This window comes from Cruoricaptor ignavus (assembly GCF_014961145.1).
GTDB lineage: Bacteria > Bacteroidota > Bacteroidia > Flavobacteriales > Weeksellaceae > Cruoricaptor > Cruoricaptor ignavus.
Genome location: NZ_CP063145.1, coordinates 223,226 through 239,856, shown reverse-complemented (window position 1 = coordinate 239,856; position 16,631 = coordinate 223,226). Strand labels below are relative to the sequence as shown.

The 16,631-nt window shown below is 41.5% G+C and carries 17 protein-coding genes; 10 read left to right on the top strand and 7 right to left on the bottom strand.

All coding sequences use genetic code 11. The features are described 5' to 3' along the window. Nucleotides 1-22 precede the first annotated feature (22 nt). The 5 genes from IMZ16_RS01090 to IMZ16_RS01070 all read right to left on the bottom strand — a co-directional run bounded on the left by IMZ16_RS01090 (nucleotide 23) and on the right by IMZ16_RS01070 (nucleotide 5,359). Entirely contained in the window at nucleotides 23-3,190 is a 3,168-nt protein-coding gene (locus IMZ16_RS01090) for an autotransporter outer membrane beta-barrel domain-containing protein (protein WP_193440144.1), read from the bottom strand. 63 nt (nucleotides 3,191-3,253) lie between these two features. Beyond that, the gene (locus IMZ16_RS01085; protein ID WP_193440143.1) at nucleotides 3,254-3,835 is read right to left on the bottom strand and encodes a hypothetical protein; all 582 of its coding nucleotides are present in this window, start codon (nucleotides 3,833-3,835) and stop codon (nucleotides 3,254-3,256) included. 208 nt (nucleotides 3,836-4,043) lie between these two features. After that, nucleotides 4,044-4,610 (bottom strand): recombinase family protein, encoded by a 567-nt coding sequence (locus IMZ16_RS01080; RefSeq protein WP_193440142.1) that lies wholly within the window; start codon nucleotides 4,608-4,610, stop codon nucleotides 4,044-4,046. Nucleotides 4,611-4,617: 7 nt separating this feature from the next. Beyond that, a complete protein-coding gene (locus IMZ16_RS01075) occupies nucleotides 4,618-4,929 on the bottom strand; it encodes a hypothetical protein (protein WP_193440141.1) in 312 nt (103 codons plus the stop codon). Continuing rightward, nucleotides 4,916-5,359: a helix-turn-helix transcriptional regulator gene (locus IMZ16_RS01070; RefSeq protein WP_227411533.1), complete on the bottom strand. Its 444-nt coding sequence runs from the start codon at nucleotides 5,357-5,359 to the stop codon at nucleotides 4,916-4,918. The genes IMZ16_RS01075 and IMZ16_RS01070 overlap by 14 nt, the downstream gene beginning before the upstream one ends. 194 nt (nucleotides 5,360-5,553) lie before the next feature. Between IMZ16_RS01070 and IMZ16_RS01065 the strand changes: the two genes are divergently transcribed. From IMZ16_RS01065 to IMZ16_RS01045, 5 genes are all read left to right on the top strand, one after another. Next, nucleotides 5,554-5,814 carry a nitrous oxide reductase accessory protein NosL gene (locus IMZ16_RS01065; RefSeq protein WP_227411595.1) on the top strand — a complete coding sequence of 87 codons (261 nt, stop codon included), beginning with the start codon at nucleotides 5,554-5,556 and terminating at the stop codon, nucleotides 5,812-5,814. 7 nt (nucleotides 5,815-5,821) lie between these two features. After that, nucleotides 5,822-7,048, top strand: a complete 1,227-nt coding sequence (locus IMZ16_RS01060) for a nitrous oxide reductase family maturation protein NosD (RefSeq protein WP_193440139.1) — start codon at nucleotides 5,822-5,824, stop codon at nucleotides 7,046-7,048. Between the two features lie 286 nt (nucleotides 7,049-7,334). Next, nucleotides 7,335-8,051 carry an ABC transporter ATP-binding protein gene (locus tag IMZ16_RS01055; protein ID WP_193440138.1) on the top strand — a complete coding sequence of 239 codons (717 nt, stop codon included), beginning with the start codon at nucleotides 7,335-7,337 and terminating at the stop codon, nucleotides 8,049-8,051. A 146-nt stretch (nucleotides 8,052-8,197) separates the two neighbouring features. Then, complete coding sequence (locus IMZ16_RS01050) at nucleotides 8,198-8,965, top strand: ABC transporter permease subunit (protein WP_193440137.1); 768 nt, start codon at nucleotides 8,198-8,200, stop codon at nucleotides 8,963-8,965. 152 nt (nucleotides 8,966-9,117) lie between these two features. After that, nucleotides 9,118-9,678 (top strand): fasciclin domain-containing protein, encoded by a 561-nt coding sequence (locus tag IMZ16_RS01045; RefSeq protein WP_193440136.1) that lies wholly within the window; start codon nucleotides 9,118-9,120, stop codon nucleotides 9,676-9,678. Nucleotides 9,679-9,775: 97 nt separating this feature from the next. On the opposite strand, the gene IMZ16_RS01040 is transcribed toward IMZ16_RS01045, so the two are convergent. Together IMZ16_RS01040 and IMZ16_RS01035 are read right to left on the bottom strand one after the other, a co-directional pair. Then, on the bottom strand, nucleotides 9,776-10,993 hold the full coding sequence (locus tag IMZ16_RS01040; protein ID WP_193440135.1) for a hypothetical protein: 1,218 nt from the start codon (nucleotides 10,991-10,993) through the stop codon (nucleotides 9,776-9,778). A 60-nt stretch (nucleotides 10,994-11,053) separates the two neighbouring features. Then, the gene (locus IMZ16_RS01035) at nucleotides 11,054-11,314 is read right to left on the bottom strand and encodes a helix-turn-helix domain-containing protein (RefSeq protein ID WP_193440134.1); all 261 of its coding nucleotides are present in this window, start codon (nucleotides 11,312-11,314) and stop codon (nucleotides 11,054-11,056) included. Between the two features lie 42 nt (nucleotides 11,315-11,356). Between IMZ16_RS01035 and IMZ16_RS01030 the strand changes: the two genes are divergently transcribed. The 5 genes from IMZ16_RS01030 (at nucleotide 11,357) to IMZ16_RS01010 (ending at nucleotide 16,630) form a co-directional block, all read left to right on the top strand. Further along, on the top strand, nucleotides 11,357-12,040 hold the full coding sequence (locus IMZ16_RS01030) for a master DNA invertase Mpi family serine-type recombinase (protein ID WP_227411532.1): 684 nt from the start codon (nucleotides 11,357-11,359) through the stop codon (nucleotides 12,038-12,040). A gap of 100 nt (nucleotides 12,041-12,140) precedes the next feature. After that, a complete protein-coding gene (locus IMZ16_RS01025) occupies nucleotides 12,141-13,595 on the top strand; it encodes an ATP-binding protein (protein ID WP_193440133.1) in 1,455 nt (484 codons plus the stop codon). Nucleotides 13,596-13,821: 226 nt separating this feature from the next. Next, nucleotides 13,822-14,391, top strand: a complete 570-nt coding sequence (locus tag IMZ16_RS01020; protein WP_193440132.1) for a hypothetical protein — start codon at nucleotides 13,822-13,824, stop codon at nucleotides 14,389-14,391. Nucleotides 14,392-14,533: 142 nt separating this feature from the next. Beyond that, the gene (locus IMZ16_RS01015) at nucleotides 14,534-15,091 is read left to right on the top strand and encodes a restriction endonuclease subunit S (protein WP_193440131.1); all 558 of its coding nucleotides are present in this window, start codon (nucleotides 14,534-14,536) and stop codon (nucleotides 15,089-15,091) included. A 6-nt stretch (nucleotides 15,092-15,097) separates the two neighbouring features. Further along, complete coding sequence (locus tag IMZ16_RS01010; RefSeq protein WP_193440130.1) at nucleotides 15,098-16,630, top strand: type I restriction-modification system subunit M; 1,533 nt, start codon at nucleotides 15,098-15,100, stop codon at nucleotides 16,628-16,630. The last annotated feature ends 1 nt before the right edge of the window (nucleotide 16,631 follow it).

Genomic DNA, 16,631 nt, shown 5'->3' with positions numbered 1-16,631 from the left:
TTCATGGGTATTAAAAATTGTTTTACGGGCAGGTAGGTTTGCTGAAGCACTTCCACCCGGTATTGGCAGGAGTTGTATTGTCTACCACGTAGATTTTCAGACACTTTTCTGTAGTGTCATATACCATCATGCCTTCCACAGGATTGGCGATCGATGAAAGTCCCGAAGTGGGCACCCTGGTGATTACAAACCCCTTGGTGTTGGATTCCAGCGCAGTGTGTGCGGAGTTGCGGTTCATCGGCCAGTTTCCATTTTGTACACCCGCTCTCTTCAGCAGGGTGATGCCGTGTTTTACCGGCAGGCCGGGAGAGGTGTTGGTCACAGGATTGTAGCACACCGAGCAGGGTAGAGTAGAGATGGTCGCCTGCACCCCGTCGGTAAGGGCATAACTCGTGGAGATGCCGGTATTGTTGTCTTTTACATTCGTCACAATAAACTGGTATTCCATATTGGGTTTCAGCAGTGGCGTAACATTTACATAATACGTAAGGTACTGGTGGCGGTAAGCATCTCCGCTTTCCGCCGCATACTCGTCGCGAACCAGTACGGCGGTGGCATCTGCTGTACGCGAGCCCAGATCTTTTACTGCATTATTCACTTTATCTACTTCCAGCACGGTATAAGTGAATGTAACGGCAGAAGGAAGCGGCGTTGTGGTGAAAGGGTCGGGCTGTGTAGTCCACGCATTGAATTTAATAAAGGCATTGCTGAAAGTACAGTTCAGTACATCCGGTGCTATTTCTGTATAGGAATTGAAGGCGCCGTCCGTGCCGTCTTTACCTGACAGCACCTGCGGAATAATTGGATAGTACGGCTGGGGTACCAGGGCACATTCTACCACCTGCGCAGGGGCGGCCATAGCAGCCGGGGCGGCGATAGACGTGGCGGTAGACTGGGTCACATTCGCACCAAGGTGGAACCCTACCTTTGCTAGCGTGGTATCATAGATATCGGTATTGTTTCCGAACTGCAGCTGGGTATTGGTGATATTACGGATATTGGAATAATATAAATTGGTAACATTTCCGATGTAGATATCAGATCTTCCGTCCTGTGTTGTATTAGTAGCAGATCCTGCCACGGTATTTCCGTAAAATTTAGAACCGTCCATTTGGTCCACTTCATCACCAATCTGTCCTGCATCGTACACCGCCAGGGCTCCACCTTCGGTAGTGGCGGCATTTTGAAGGAAGTCGGAAGAATCTAATCTTACCGTTCCGTTTACCCCGGCATCCATGGAGATAGCACCTCCCTTGTCCGCCTGGTTTTGGTAGAATGTAGAACCGGAAAGGTCGAAATTTCCGGCACCGATTCCGGAGAAATAAATAGCCCCACCATGCTGATTGACTGCCTTATTCTGATAATAGAGGTCTCCAGCTACGTTCAGTGTTGCTGCATAGGCCTGGAAGGCCTGGAAGATGGCCCCACCGCTTCCCGATGTAGTATTAAGATAATATTTGTTTCCGCTGGAAGTGAAGTTGTAAGAATTGTTATAAACAGCGCCTCCTCCGTCTTCCTTTCCGCCATCAGTAGAAATATTTCCATAAAATACCGATCCGCTTACCGTCATGGTACCCAGCGGCAGAACGCCTGTACCGTTGGCGATTGCACCACCCTGGGATCCTTTGTTATAATAGAAAAAGCTATTATTAATGGTTTGGGCATTGGTATCTAAATTTCTGATCGCTCCCCCGGCCGCATAAGATTCGTTGGACTGGAAGGTGGACCCTGTGATGCTCATGGCGAGATTTGAAGCGATGGCTCCTCCATATCCTTCGGAGATATTTCTGTAAAACCTGGAATTATTGATGTTCAGCTTTCCGGTTCCTTTTACCTCCATGGCTCCTCCCCCTAGGTCGATTCTTGGAAGTGAGTTGAGGATGCCCGCAGTATTACAGGTAAATTCGGAATTCTCCACGTTCACTGCTGCACTCGTAGTGGCATATACCGCCCCTCCACCAAAAGTACCGGTGTAGTTTTTTACAAATTTTGAATTTTCGATCTGCAGTGTCCGGGAAGTTCCGGTGTCGCCCGCCTCGCCCGCTGCAAGGTAGATGGCGCCTCCGCGGCCCCCGATTAAATCCTGTATGCCTGCTTTATTGTTATAATACTGGTCGTTGATGAATCTTAACGGCAAAGCGTTCACCGCCGCGGCATTGCTGCCACAGCTATAATTGTCTATAATCTGGTATGCACCGCCACTGTATGCACCGGTGTTATTCTGAAAAATGTTGTTCTGCGAAAGCAGCTCGCCAGACTTCCGGAAGGCTACTACCCCGGCTTGGCCGTCATTACCCTTAAACCTGGAATTGGTGATGGTAAGTTTTCCGAGCGAAGTGGCATCCACCACGGGCGCACGGCCTCCGGAAGCTCTGTTTACCCGAACCCCGTCTATATAATAAAAAGTTGAATTGTCTATTTCTACTTCGGACTGTCCGTTGTCTGTACCGCAGGCCATATCCATTTCTATAATAGACTGATATCTTGCCAGTGCCGGATTCCACCGCATTTTGATATTTCTGAAGGCGGAGTTTTTTACCTGCACGTCAATATTTGCACTGGAAGATATTGAAGCATTGAGGATAAAACTTCCTCCCCTTCCCCGCGTTGTGTTTTCTACAATACTGTTCAGTATATTTATTTTCACATTGGTGGCATTATACGGATAGATCATTCCCACATCTCCTGCGGTATAGTCTTTCACATACACATGGTCCATGGTGAAGACGTTGTTCGTAGAGCGATCAAAAAATACAATCCCCGAACGGATTACTGACCCCTGGGAATAGAGAATTGTGAGGTCTTTCAGCAGAAGTTCAGCACCATTATCCACGGTTTCGAACATACTTCCATTGTATGTTTGGGTTATATATACGGGAAAGTCTTTTGTATCTGCTGTACCGCCGCCGCTGGGGAAGCCTCCCAACACGGAAACTTTTGCATTGGCCCCGATGGTATGGGTATCGTTTATGGTGTAAGAGCCTGCCGCGATATAAATATTAAATACCCCGGTGGCAGGCGTCCGCACCTGCTGCAGTGCCCGGTCCAGGGTTTTATATGCGGCCGTCCAGGTGGTACCGGTATTGGTATCACTACCCTTGCGGGCATCTACATAAAGGTTGGTCTGTGCCTTTCCCAAAATCATCAGGAAAAGCAGGGAGAGGAAATAATTTTTTTTCAATGTGTTCATAAAATAAAATTGGAGTTATGTAAAAATTTTAATAAAGCCGATGAATCCACCGGCTTGTATATTTTAAGGCTTCCAGAAGCTCCACTTGGTGCCGTTGAAGACCGCGAGTCTTTCGAAACCTTCCTTTCTTACGAATACCATCATGCCGGGACTCGGCGTTGGGATGTTGTTTACATCGTCTACCTGTGGCAGCACCATCGCTTTTGTTGCTGATTCTAAGACCAGTACGCCGTCGTTAACGGCAGTGGTTGCTGCGCCGATGATCGTTTTGGCTTCAGTGGCCTCCGATATGTTTGGCTGTGAATCCAGGAGGCTGCCAAGATTTCCATCCTGCCCGCTGAGATCTACCCAGCCCGAGGTATTGGAAGCAGAGGTTACCCCGTTGTAGTATTTTACCCTTGCCTTGGTAGCATCGGTGGCATCGAGGATGATCATACCTTCTGTAGGCTTTGTAGGAGTATTAGCGTCATTTTTTATCCTTACATAAGGCAGGATGATGCCCTTGTTATTCGTGTTGGCAAAATCGAGAAGCACCGAGGTTTTATTTGTGGCGGTACCCACTGCATCTCCGATGATGACCTGTGCCGAAGCGCCTGCGGAAAGAACCACCGCGGCGGCCAGGGTTATTTTTGATAATGTTTTCATTTTGATATAGAATAGGTTGAATGTTAATTCACTTTCAGTCAATTTTTCGCTTGCAAATATCGTTCTATTTATCAAAATGGCGGAGTTTAAATTAAACAATTCTGTCAAAAATCATATTAAATTTGCTTAACACACGATAGTATTCTATACATAAATCTTATAGAAATTCAGAAATTTGACCTTGGTGAAATGCTCTTAACGCTGAAAATTATCCGGTATTCTTGTCAATCCTGTAAAAAGTAGTCTTGCTGATCTTAGCCTGGGCGCAGGCCTTGTCAATCGGGATATTCTTATTCTCGTACAGGTGTTTAGCGTACTGGTATTTTTCTAAAGATTCTTTGCTTGCGCCTTTTGGGCGACCGAGGAACTTGTTTCTTCGCCTTGCCCCTTCCAGTCCGGCTTTGGTTCTCTCACTGATTAGGTTTCTTTCAAACTCTGCTACAGCACCGAAAATTTGTATTAAAAATTTACCGTTCGCCGTCGTTGTGTCGAACGCCGGTTCAGTAATGCTTTTGAACTTGACCTCCTTTTTATTGAAGAGCTCGATCAGGTCGATCATATTTTTAAGCGAGCGGAAAATCCGGTCGGTTTTATAAACGAGGATAATGTCACCTGGTCTTAGAAAAGAAAGCATCTCGTTCAGCCCTGCCCTGTCCTCGCGAACGCCGCTGGCCACATCGGTAAATATTTTATCGCAGCCCTGTTCTTTGAGAAGGTCTACCTGTGTTGAGAGTTTTTGTTCGGGCGTGGAAACCCGGGCGTATCCGAAAAGCATTGTGGAATTATTTTTTTATTTGCTCAATTTTTTCTTCAAAGTCTAACTTTATCAGCTCCCAGTACTTCCCTTCCAAACAGTTGGGGTCAGGCTCTGCATCTGCCAGAGAGAAATCTGTAAAATGTTTGATAATCAGGTTTCTGTCGTGGCTGTACGGATAACGTTTTTGATGGAGGGCAATCATTTCATCGATACGGTGTCCCAGCTGCAGGCTTAGAGCCGTTCCGCCAACCAGCCGGAATTCTTTAAGCTCTTCCGCCCTCATCAGTGGTATCAATATAGATTTTAGTACCGGTTCAACCGTGTTATAGAACAGCATCGGAGGGTAAATTTTTGTGGAGCTTCATTACTTTCCTTTTAGTCGCCGAAAGGCTCTTTTCAATTCTTTTGGAGCCGTAAAACCAGACGATCTCATTTTTTTCCTCCTCATTCCCCCTTTCGAAAGTGCGGCTGATGACAAAGTCCGAATGCTTGTCCCAGTTAATTTTTTCAAAATCAATATCCCAAAACAATCCTTTCGTAATGATATTTAGATTTGGCTTTTTAGAACTTTTCAGTTTTGCTTCTTCAATTTCAAAATAGGTTTGCAATACCGACAAAAGACCTTCCTCTAATCCTAATTCTTTTTCAACCTTGAGCGAAAGAGCGAGGGGCATCTTCCTTTTGCCTTTCAAGATTGCGTTCAAGGTTTGGGGGTACTCCCCTACCGATTCTGCGAGCGACTTTTGGCTAAGCCCTCGTTTACTCATCTCTCTGCAAAATGGCTCTCGGAGGGATACTCTTAATCTTTGTAATATCAAGTTGCATAATTACACAAATATAAACAAAAATGTTTATTCCTTAAAATTCATTTTCAGTTTTATAAAAAGTTTATTTACAAAACTAATAAATATAACGGATAATGAAACTGTAAACCGCGCAAAAAACGAATGAAAATTTTAGTATCAAAAATGGACGCAATTATAAATTCGATGATATTACCTGTATGCAGGATTATTCGGTGAGCAATACGGAGGCCGCAAAAAATGCAAAAACTTATGTGGCAGATTTCCCGAGCGGGCAGTTTTTCGACAGCAGCACGGCGACTTTCATCAGTGGTGGTACAATAAAAAGTCCGATGGGCGGAAACATCCAGGCATATAAAGACAAATCTGCGGCCGAAAAAGCAGCAGCCGAACTGGGAGCAAACGTTATAGCAAAATAAATTTAACATGTACAAAATCCTACTTTTACTCCTTCCGGTGTTTGTTTTTCCGAAAACGCTGAAGGTAGGTAAAAGCGAAACATACAAAACCATCAAACAAGCTGTCGCCGCAGCAAAAAGCGGTGACAGTATTTTGGTGGAAAAAGGTCATTACAGCGAAGGACTCATCAACCTCAACAAACCGTTAACACTAATTGGTGTTAACCGGCCCATTCTTGACGGTAAACTGAAAACCGAAATCATCAACATTAATGCGGATCATGTTACTGTAAAAGGTTTCAAACTGATTAATTCCGGTCAGGATGAAGTGAAAAGCATTGCTGCGGTGCACCTTTTTTCCAGCAGTTTTGCTAAAATAACCGACAATATTTTTGAGAACAACCACTTCGGAATTTACATCCAGCGCGGCTTCCGATGCCTTGTAGAAAACAATAAAATAACGACTAACCGGGGAACTTCGCAGGAAAATATCGGGGACGGGATTCACAATCTCGGAAGTGAGGAAATATGGATCAAAAACAACTTCATCAGCGGCCATAAAGACGGAATTTACCTGGAAAAAGTTAAGAAATCCTACATTTACCGGAATCTGTCGCGCAACAATCTCCGTTACGGGTTGCATTTTATGTTTTCCAATGACTGTGTATATTCCGGGAACACTTTCGACAACAACAATGCGGGAGTGGCGGTAATGTATTCCTTAAACGTTGGAATGGTGGGCAACAGGTTCATCAACAACTGGGGCGATAGCGTTTACGGTTTACTGCTGAAGGAAATATCATACAGCAAAATAAAAGGCAATGTCTTCCAAAGCAATACCACTGCGATTTATGCAGATGGAGCCACGAAAATAGATTTTTACAACAACCATTTTGAAGATAACGGCTGGGCTTTGAAAATAAATGCCAACTGTATGGAAAACCGCGTGCTGAAAAATAATTTCATCAATAATACTTTTGATGTAAGTACCAACGGAAGCACGGTAATGAACGATTTCAAGCAAAATTATTGGGACAAATACGAAGGTTACGACCTCAACAAAGATAAAATTGGCGATGTTCCTTTCCATCCATTGAGTATGTATTCCGTTTTGGTTGAACAAAATCCTTCAGTTATGCTGCTTTTCCGAACATTTTTTGTGGATTTACTCGATCGAACTGAAAAAGTTATCCCAAGTTTAACCCCTGAAAGTTTTGTAGACGATGAACCGTTGATGAAGGAGGTGAAAATTTGAAAGATGGAAGCGGGAAGTTGGGAGATGGAAGAAAAAAACGTTCAGTAAAAATACAAAGATGAGTTTTAAATTTGAGAAGTTAATTATTTAGCAAAAACGAAATATATGATAAAATTATAATGAAGTTTCAATTTGATGAATCAGATTATTGCATTTAGAAATCAATTATAAAAAATAATAGAAAGCAAAAGAAAAGCTTCCAAATTATAGCAAAAATTAGAAAATTAAAAAAACTGGACAGCAAGAGGAAAACTTCCATCCTCCAGCTTCCAGCTTCCAGCTTATAATGATCGAAATAAAAAACCTTACCAAGAAATTCAATAAGTTCACTGCACTTAAAAACATTAACCTCAATTTTAATGACGGCCATTCTATTGCTTTAATCGGGCCTAACGGTTGTGGAAAAACGACTCTCATAAAGTCAATTCTTGGGCTTAATGTTGTGGAAGATGGCGACATCTTTGTAAATGGCGAAAGTGTGAAAGACCACTATAAATACCGCGAAAATATTGGTTATATGCCGCAAATCGGTCGTTACCCGGAAAATATGACCATTGAGGAAACCATCAAAATGATTAAAGACATCAGGAAAATCAGTGATAATGAACTTGATACTGAACTTCTGGACGCTTTTGAACTGCAGAAAATCTATGATAAAAAAATGCGCACACTTTCCGGCGGAACAACACAGAAAGTGAGCGCTGTATTAGCTTTTATGTTCAATCCTAATATCATTATTCTGGATGAACCAACTGCAGGATTGGATCCGCTTGCTTCCGAAATTTTGAAAAATAAAATCATCAAAGAGAAAAACAAAGGCAAACTGATTGTGATCACGTCTCACCTTTTAAGCGAACTTGATGACATTGTGAGCGAAATTGTTTTTATGAACGAAGGCAGCGTAATTGTACACCAGTCGGTGGAAGATTTAAAGTCGGAAACCCAAACCGAAAAAATCTCAGAAGGAATCGTATCTATTTTAAAGGGAATTAAAGCCAAATAAGTTACAAGGAAACTAAAAACAGACAAGTACAAGAATCCGAAGGATTCCAATGTGAATAGCCGGATGTGAAACTTCCGGACAAAAAATAAAGAATCCGAAGGATTCAATAAAAATTACCGGATGTGTAACTTCCGGAAGAGAAAAAGATGAACAAAATAGCCCGTTTTATATTATTTGATATCCTGAAGAATAAAATTGTTATTCTTTACACCATTTTATTATTTATCATTTCCTGGTCGGTTCTAGGGCTTGAGAATAATTACACCAAAGCAACGTTAAGCCTTCTGAACATCGTATTACTGGTTGTTCCACTGGTAAGCATTATATTTTCAACCATTTATGTGTATAACAGCAGCCAGTTTGTGGAATTGCTTTTGAGCCAGCCAATACCCAGAAGCAAAGTTTGGTTCAATATTTTCCTCGGCCTTTCAACAGCGTTAGTTCTTGCGTTTTTGGTAGGCTGTGGCATACCGATTCTGCTTTATTCTTCAATTAAAACAGGGATGTCCTTAATTATTATTGGTATTTTCCTTTCAATAATTTTCACCTCTTTAGCGATGTTGGCAGCTATTTTTAGTAGAGACAGAGCCAAAGGAATAGGAATTTCCATTTTTATCTGGATGTTTTTTGCCATTATTTACGATGGAATTCTATTAATACTGATGTTCCAGTTTGCAGATTATCCTATTGAAGGAATTATGGCAACTTTGGCGGCAATAAATCCTATCGGGCTTTCAAGGATTTTTGTTCTGCTTCAGCTGGATGTAGCTGCAATGCTTGGCCAGGCCGGTGCTATTTTCAAACAGGTTTTTGGCTCTGGCGGAGGCATGGGAATTTCGTTGGTAATCTTACTTATTTGGTCGGTGGTACCTTTCCTTTGGTCATTAATTAAATTCAATAAAAAAGATTTATAACAAAGGTTACAAAACTGATAAAACTCACATTATCAACGGGTAAAATATGATTTGAGTCATAACACCCAACTGTATTTTCAATTTACCCTTATCTGAAATTTCCGGGCTGCTTCCGGACTTGCAGTGGAAGTATTAATTAAAATATATATGTTATGAGAAAATCAATTTTCATCCTTGCTGTGGCATCTATGGCGGTGTTTTCCTGCAAAAAGAACGAAACCGTAACTTCTGCAGATTCATCTGCTACTGCAACCGAAGCCCCTACTTCACACGGACAGGAGGGCGTACAGGACACTGATTCTGCTCCCGATATTGTAAAACTTGCTGCGGGAAATCAGGATCTTTCCACTTTGGTTAAAGCCGTTCAGGCAGCCGGATTAACCACTTCCCTCTCCAACGCCGGACCGTTTACCGTTTTTGCGCCTACCAACGCTGCGTTCGATAAACTTCCTGCCGGAACAGTTGACGATCTGCTGAAACCCGAAAACAACGGGAAACTCACCGATATTCTAGGGCACCACACGTATGTTGGGGTCATAAAAGCCGAACAGTTTACCGACGGGCAAAATCTTGGAATGGTGGACGGTAAAAATATCACCATAAAAATGGTGGACGGTAAACCCACAGTAAACGGAAATGTAAATATTATTGCCTCTGTTCCTGCATCCAACGGAATGGTTCACGTGGTGGATGGGGTAATTTTACCGCAATAAAAAGACTGCAATAGTTATATTTAATTTTAATGTTTTAAGAAACGGCCTCCGGAAAGATTTCGGAGGCCGTTTTTAAGTTTTTTCTTTGTGAAGAGAATCAATTTGGCTGTTTAGGTTTCAGTTGGATAAAAACAATGAAAATTGCAATCAACATCAGCACCGAAACTCCCAAAAGCATCTCCGCACTGTATGGAATGGAGATGTATTTAATGGAAAACACTCCCATAAAACCCAGAATGGCTTCATTAAGGAAAATTCCCAGGAGAAAAAGTTTCAGCCCTGTTAAAAGCGGTTTATTGATTTTGAAATAATTCGTCGCCAAAACCTGGCTTAGCAAAAATGTTGAAATGCACATCAGCAGGATTAAATGCAGGTACGCAATAACCACATTCCTGAATCCGAAAGCAAACTGGCTCACCGCCGGAATGTTGGAACCCAGTTGAAGAACGATTTTCACCATGAACGCAAACCCGGCAAAAAGCAGGACAAAACGCTGCATAGGCGACCACGAGAGTACGATTTTGGGCCAGTGAGTCTTCACCGTTTGGTAGAGTTTCACGCTGGAAACAGTTTGCGAAATGGTTGCAGCAACAATCAGTATAAAAATCCAGACCGGAAGTTTCATCCACAGCACCGACAGTCCAAAACCAATGAGGCAGCCAAAAAACATCAGCCAGAAAATCAGTTTGTTATCCCTATCAGAAATTTTTGCGCCGGCTTCTCTCAGCGAAAACAGAAGGAAACCGATGCAGGAAAAATTAAAAAAGCCATTGTACTGATAATGAAGGTAGTAATAAGTTGACGCCAGGTAAAAATCCTGCGAAATGCTTCCGCCCATCTTCATATAACTGAGGTAGAAGACGCCTAAAGAAGATAATACGGCAAAAAACACCCCTGCCAGAAACCATATTCTGGAATTTTCACGGACACCCTTCAAATCTTTGATTAAAAAGAAGAAAAAAACAAAACTCGTAAGCAATGCCACGGCAGAAAAAATAATCGAAAGCCAGAAATACCCGTTATACAGAAAGGTTACCAGCATTCCGAAAGAGGTAATCATATTCACAACCAAAAGGAATTTGTATTTTTCTGTGGGAAGATTGGGTTGTGTACGCTGCAGATATCTTACAATCAGCACATAAATACAGGCGGTAATCCAACCATAGAAAGCAAAGTGAGAATGCGTTTCCTGGAGAAATTTCTGATCCAGCCAGGGCAATGAAAACGCAATTTTATAGCGCATCAGCACACCGAGAACCGCCACTAAAAATAAATTAAAAACAGAGAATTTAAGCCAAAAAGCGAGATTTTTCATATTGCAAAATTAGGCCAATGAAATGAAGTTACTTATGATTACAGTCACCTCCTGGTGCCGTTAAAAATAAATCTTGCCGCTTTTTATCTCCAGCAGTTTGTCCTTTCCAATTTTTTTCACGGCGCGGATTACCGTTTCAATGCGGAGCCCGGTCATGTTTGAAAGTTCCTTGCGGGTAAGGCTGATGAGCACGCGCTCACCGTTTGCCTTCATACTGTTTTTATGGTCTTTCAACTGTTTCAGGATGCGTTCTTCGGGCCCCAGAAAGATGAGATTTTTGAGGTTCATGCTCTTGTTGATGGACTTTTCTGCAATGGACATGGTAAAGCAAGAAAATTTTCCGGGTTTTTTTTAAGATATTCAATGAAGTTCTGCCTTGATATTTTAAGGAGTTCGGCTTTCTCACTGGAGACCTCCACGCTACCGGGAAACGGTTTCCCCAGCAGTACGGCAGGCTCTCCGGTGGAAAACCAACGCTTTGAAATCAATCATTTTTGCGAAAAGCAGGAAATAGTGGTGAACAGATGGATTGAAGAAACAGTTTCTGGTTCTAAAAACATTGAGGAACGACAGCTTGGAAAGCTTCTGAAAAAAATGAAGAAAGATGATATTTTGATTTGCTCCGAACTTTCACGGCTGGGCAGAAATCTCCTAATGATTATGGGCGTACTGAACGAGTGTATGAATAGGGACATCAAAGTGTGGACTATTAAAGACAATTATAGATTAGGTAGCGATATTAACAGCAAGGTTTTGGCATTTGCATTTGGGCTTTCCGCTGAAATTGAACGAAACTTAATCTCGCAAAGAACTAAAGAAGCACTGGCAAGAAAGAAAGCGGAGGGCGTAATACTCGGTCGGCCAGTTGGAAGAAAGTCAGCAAAGACAAAGCTAACAGGGCAAGAAAAGAAAATAAAAGAGCTTTTGGATAAGCGTGTTTCTCACTCTGCTATAGCAAGAATTCTCGGTGTTCACAGGCTCACGGTTGCAAAGTTTGTAAAGGAAAGAATGGTGGAAAGAAGTGATGGCTTAAAGGTCTTAAAATAAGAAATTATTATCGCTAGTTTTTATTATTTTACAAATTCTATTAAAATAAGGTCTATGCTGTATTCTTATTTTATATATTTGTGGTGAAATAAGCGTTTTTATGGAAACAAACAACTTTATTCCAACCGATAAGATTGTTGAGCGGCTTCAGTACGAAAACCCTTGGTGGACATCCAGGAATATCCCTGCTGATTTTTCTGCGATGAAGAAGCGCCTTTATTTCAACTTGTTTTATCCTTTCGTTATGGAAAAAGATGTTAGAAGGGCCGTTGTTTTGATGGGGCCTCGCCGTGTAGGGAAAACCGTAATGATGTTCCATACCATAAGTGAATTAATTGAGGAGGGGGTAGATCCGCAGAAAATTCTGTTTGCTGGAATTGATAATCCGATCTATATTCACCTGTCTTTAGAAGATATTTTAAACCTTTTTAGGGCTGCGCTAAAATTAGGCAATCTTAAAGGCTGTTTTGTGTTTTTTGATGAGATACAATATCTGAAAGATTGGGAGCGGCATTTAAAAGTGCTAGTGGACTCTTATCCGGAGACAAAGTTTATTGTATCGGGTTCTGCAGCAGCTGCCCTGCATCGGAAAAGTGCGGAAAGCGGTGCCGGTCGCTTTACGGATTTTTTACTTCCGCCGCTTACCTTTCAAGAGTATATTTATTTGAAGGATTTAGAACATTTGCTGTCTGAAACAGAAGTCATTTACGGTAATAAGGTGCTGCCCTACTTTGAGTCTAAAGATATCAAAGCGCTGAACCGGGAGTTTTTGAACTACATTAATTTTGGTGGTTATCCGGAAGTTGTGCTTTCTGAAAAAATCCAAAGTGATATGGGGCGCTTTGTGAAAAATGATATTGTGGACAAGGTGTTATTGCGGGATTTGCCCAGTCTTTACGGTATCAGCGATGTGCAGGAGCTCAACCGTTTTTTTTCTTATCTTGCTTACAACACAGGCGGAGAGCTTTCGTATGAGGGTATGAGTAATGATAGCGGAATCAGCAAGGTTACCATCCGTAAATACCTGGAATATTTGGAATCTGCATTTCTGATTAAGGTATTACACAAGGTGGATATCAATGCAAAAAGGTTTAAAAGAATCACAAATTTCAAAGTTTATCTTACAAATCCTTCATTAAGAACGGCCCTGTTTTCCCCGGTTTCAGAAACAGATAAAGAGATGGGCAACCTTGTGGAAACCGCCATACTTTCCCAATGGATGCACCGTGAAAATCTGGATCTCACCTACGCAAGATGGAAAGTGGGAAGTACGGAAGGAGAGGTTGATATGGTATTGGTTGACAGATATTTTAAGCCTGTATGGGCAGCAGAGATTAAGTGGAGTGATAAATTTTTCAGAAACCCCAAGGAGTTGAAAAGTTTAATCAAATTTTGCGAGAGCAATCAATTTGATAAAGCAGTAATAACCACGATAGAGCAGTTTGGAACAAAAGCAATCAATGATTTAAACTTTACCTTTATTCCGTCGTGCGTGTACGCCTACAATGTTGGTGTCAATACCATAAAGCAGAAATCATTGGCATCCGCTTTATAAAAGTACATAAACTTAGAAAATTTTGTATCATATTTGTACCATAAAATCGTAAGTGATTGATTTTCATATATCGTTACTTTTGAGGAGGTCAAGTAGGGAAAGTAACAAACGATAATCATTAATTACTAAATCGCTGTAAACTATTTGTTTACGGCGATTTTTAATTTTGACCCATTTTAAATAATTGTCGATTTTAATCGATTTTTGCCTTATATTTGTTTCATATTTGTACCGCGCCTTAAATGCGGATAATGTGCGCCTTATTAGGTCTTATTTAGCCTTAATTTCAGAACAGTCGGCCACCTCAAGCGGTCAAATTGAAGACCTCAATGCTCGGCTTACGGAAACAGAATTTGCTTTGCAAGCTGTAGAAGAGATATTCCGCGAAACGGGCGGTTTCCTAAATAAAGAAGCCAAGAAAAGGGAAGCGTTTCTCGTCCGGCTTTCTGAACTCAACAAAGTTGATCTGTCTGAAGAGGCGGTGCAAGCCCTCAATAGTTTTCAAAAGAAATACCGCTTTCTGCTTGTAGGAATCGGAGTTCTGGTATTTTCGTTTTTGATTCTGTTAGCATCCCTTTACTTTACCCGTCAATTTTATTCTGCAAGCATCCGCTCGAAAAGCGAACTGCGACAGGAGATTCTGGACGAAATACACAACAACGGAAAAGCAATTTACAAAATTGAGGATTACGAGCAGCTTCAGCACAATACTGAGCTGATGAACAAATGGATGAAGAAAAACCCGAAAGATGCTGATAAGTTTCTGAGGTTTAAGGATGGGTATGAGAGCAAGTGAAACTAAAAAAATTAAAAAAAAACAGTACAGAGTTCATAAAATATTATATTTGTAGCGCTCTACAATAAAAAATCTATTTGAAATATCGTTTTATTTCTTTTTATTTTATATTTTTGTAGAGTGATTACAAATCATATAGAGGATGAAATTAAAATTAAAAGAAATCTGCAACATTCAATTCGGCACCTATCTGAAGCCTTCAAATGCAGGTTCTCTGCGCTTTTTGCAGGCCAAAAACTTTTCAGACAACGGTGGTCTTTTGGATAATTTTGATGCTTTCGTGTCTGACGACGAGAATACCCGCGCTTCTCTTTTGCAAAAGGGTACTGTGCTTTTTGCAGGAAAAGGCAGTCGCTTTTTCGCAGCTGATTATCAAGATGAATGGGGCGATGTAGTTCCTTCTTCATTATTCTACGTGCTTACTGTGGATGAAGATTTAATTTTACCCGGCTATTTGTCTGCCGTGCTTAATCTTTCAAAAAACATTGCCTATTTTCAGCAGGCTGGAGCCGGAAGTAATATTCCTTCACTGCGTAAAAAAGAATTGGCAGATTTTGAGATTGAAATTCCGCCTTTGGAAATACAGGAAAAAATTGTCGCGATGAAAAAACTGCACGATGAAGAAATGAAACTTGCCGACGCTATTAAAGATCAGAAAATACTATTATACCAAACCGCCATTAATAACATTTTAAAATAACTCATAATGCCTGAAAATAAAATTACCCAAAAAGAAATCAACAATATCGTTTGGAAAGCCTGCGATTCTCTGCGTCCTGTGATGGGAAGCGGTTCTTATAAGGATTATGTCCTGAGTTTACTCTTCGTGAAATACCTTTCTGATGTATGGAAAGATAAACAGGAGCAATACCGTCAAAAATATCCTGGCAACGAAGAAATGGTAAAAAGACAGTTGCAGCGCGAGCGTTTTCAGGTTCCGGAAATCAGCACGTTTGATTATCTTTTTGAAAACCGCAACGAAGCCAATGTGGGCGAAATTATAGATATGGGATTGGCGGCGCTGGAAGATGCCAACCGTGCAAAATTAAATATGGTGTTCCGTTCGGTTTCGTTCAATTCGGAAACGGCTTTTGGTCCTACCAAACAGCGTAACGCCATTTTGAAAAACCTGTTGGTAGATTTTTCTAAACTGGATCTGCAGCCTTCGCATTTGGATGGCAATGATGTGATTGGAGATTCTTACGAATTCCTCATTTCTCTCTTTGCAGGTGAAGCAGGCAAAAAAGCGGGAGAATTCTACACGCCGGCCGAAGTGAGCACATTGCTTGCAAAACTGGTAGATCCGCAACCGGGCAATCGTATTTCCGATCCTACTTGTGGTTCGGGTTCTTTGCTGATTAAAGTAGCCAAAGAAATTCCGGGGAAAAACTACTCGCTTTACGGACAGGAAAACAACGGAAGCACCTGGGCTTTGTGTAATATGAATATGTTTCTGCACGAGCAGGACAGCGCAACGATTAAATGGGGCGATACCATTAACAATCCTCTGCTTTTAGAGAATGATAACCTGATGAAGTTCAATATTGTCGTTGCAAATCCGCCATTTTCTCTGGATAAATGGGGAGCCGATAATGCAGCGGCTGATGAATTTGGGCGTTTTCACCGTGGTGTGCCGCCAAAAAGTAAAGGAGATTATGCATTCATCAGCCATATGATAGAAACAGCCAATGAAACCGACGGTCGTGTTGGCGTAATTGTGCCACACGGGGTGTTGTTCCGTGGAAGTTCCGAAGGGAAAATTCGTAAGCAACTGATTGAAGAAAATTTATTGGATGCAGTAATCGGTTTGCCTGCCAATCTGTTTTTCGGAACGGGAATTCCTGCGGCTATTCTCATTTTTGATAAAGCGAGAAGCGCTAACAAAGATGTGTTGTTTATCGATGCGAGTAAAGAATTTGAAAGCGGTAAAAACCAGAATGTTCTTCGCGAAAAGGATATTGAGCATATCGTTACCACTTACAAAAACTACAGAAACGGCGAACCTTTACAGCAGGAAAAAGGCGAAGTGCTGGAAGATAAATACGCATACCGTGCAACCATTGAAGATATTAAAGAAAACGACTTCAACCTGAATATCCCGCGTTATGTGGACACTTTTGAGGAAGAGGAAGAAGTGGACATTAAAACCGTTCACGCCAATATCCAATCGCTGAAACAGCAGCTAAGCGAAGTGGAAGCACAAATGGAAAAATATTTAACAGAATTAAAATTAGTATAGA

Excerpts from the sequence above, each read along its gene's own strand:
- IMZ16_RS01090 (WP_193440144.1), bottom strand. The coding sequence starts at position 3,190 with ATGAACACATTGAAAAAAAATTATTTCCTCTCCCTGCTTTTCCTGATG.
- IMZ16_RS01085 (WP_193440143.1), bottom strand. The coding sequence starts at position 3,835 with ATGAAAACATTATCAAAAATAACCCTGGCCGCCGCGGTGGTTCTTTCC.
- IMZ16_RS01080 (WP_193440142.1), bottom strand. The coding sequence starts at position 4,610 with ATGCTTTTCGGATACGCCCGGGTTTCCACGCCCGAACAAAAACTCTCA.
- IMZ16_RS01075 (WP_193440141.1), bottom strand. The coding sequence starts at position 4,929 with ATGCTGTTCTATAACACGGTTGAACCGGTACTAAAATCTATATTGATA.
- IMZ16_RS01070 (WP_227411533.1), bottom strand. The coding sequence starts at position 5,359 with ATGAGTAAACGAGGGCTTAGCCAAAAGTCGCTCGCAGAATCGGTAGGG.
- IMZ16_RS01060 (WP_193440139.1), top strand. The coding sequence starts at position 5,822 with ATGTACAAAATCCTACTTTTACTCCTTCCGGTGTTTGTTTTTCCGAAA.
- IMZ16_RS01055 (WP_193440138.1), top strand. The coding sequence starts at position 7,335 with ATGATCGAAATAAAAAACCTTACCAAGAAATTCAATAAGTTCACTGCA.
- IMZ16_RS01050 (WP_193440137.1), top strand. The coding sequence starts at position 8,198 with ATGAACAAAATAGCCCGTTTTATATTATTTGATATCCTGAAGAATAAA.
- IMZ16_RS01045 (WP_193440136.1), top strand. The coding sequence starts at position 9,118 with ATGAGAAAATCAATTTTCATCCTTGCTGTGGCATCTATGGCGGTGTTT.
- IMZ16_RS01040 (WP_193440135.1), bottom strand. The coding sequence starts at position 10,993 with ATGAAAAATCTCGCTTTTTGGCTTAAATTCTCTGTTTTTAATTTATTT.
- IMZ16_RS01035 (WP_193440134.1), bottom strand. The coding sequence starts at position 11,314 with ATGTCCATTGCAGAAAAGTCCATCAACAAGAGCATGAACCTCAAAAAT.
- IMZ16_RS01030 (WP_227411532.1), top strand. The coding sequence starts at position 11,357 with ATGAAGTTCTGCCTTGATATTTTAAGGAGTTCGGCTTTCTCACTGGAG.
- IMZ16_RS01025 (WP_193440133.1), top strand. The coding sequence starts at position 12,141 with ATGGAAACAAACAACTTTATTCCAACCGATAAGATTGTTGAGCGGCTT.
- IMZ16_RS01015 (WP_193440131.1), top strand. The coding sequence starts at position 14,534 with ATGAAATTAAAATTAAAAGAAATCTGCAACATTCAATTCGGCACCTAT.
- IMZ16_RS01010 (WP_193440130.1), top strand. The coding sequence starts at position 15,098 with ATGCCTGAAAATAAAATTACCCAAAAAGAAATCAACAATATCGTTTGG.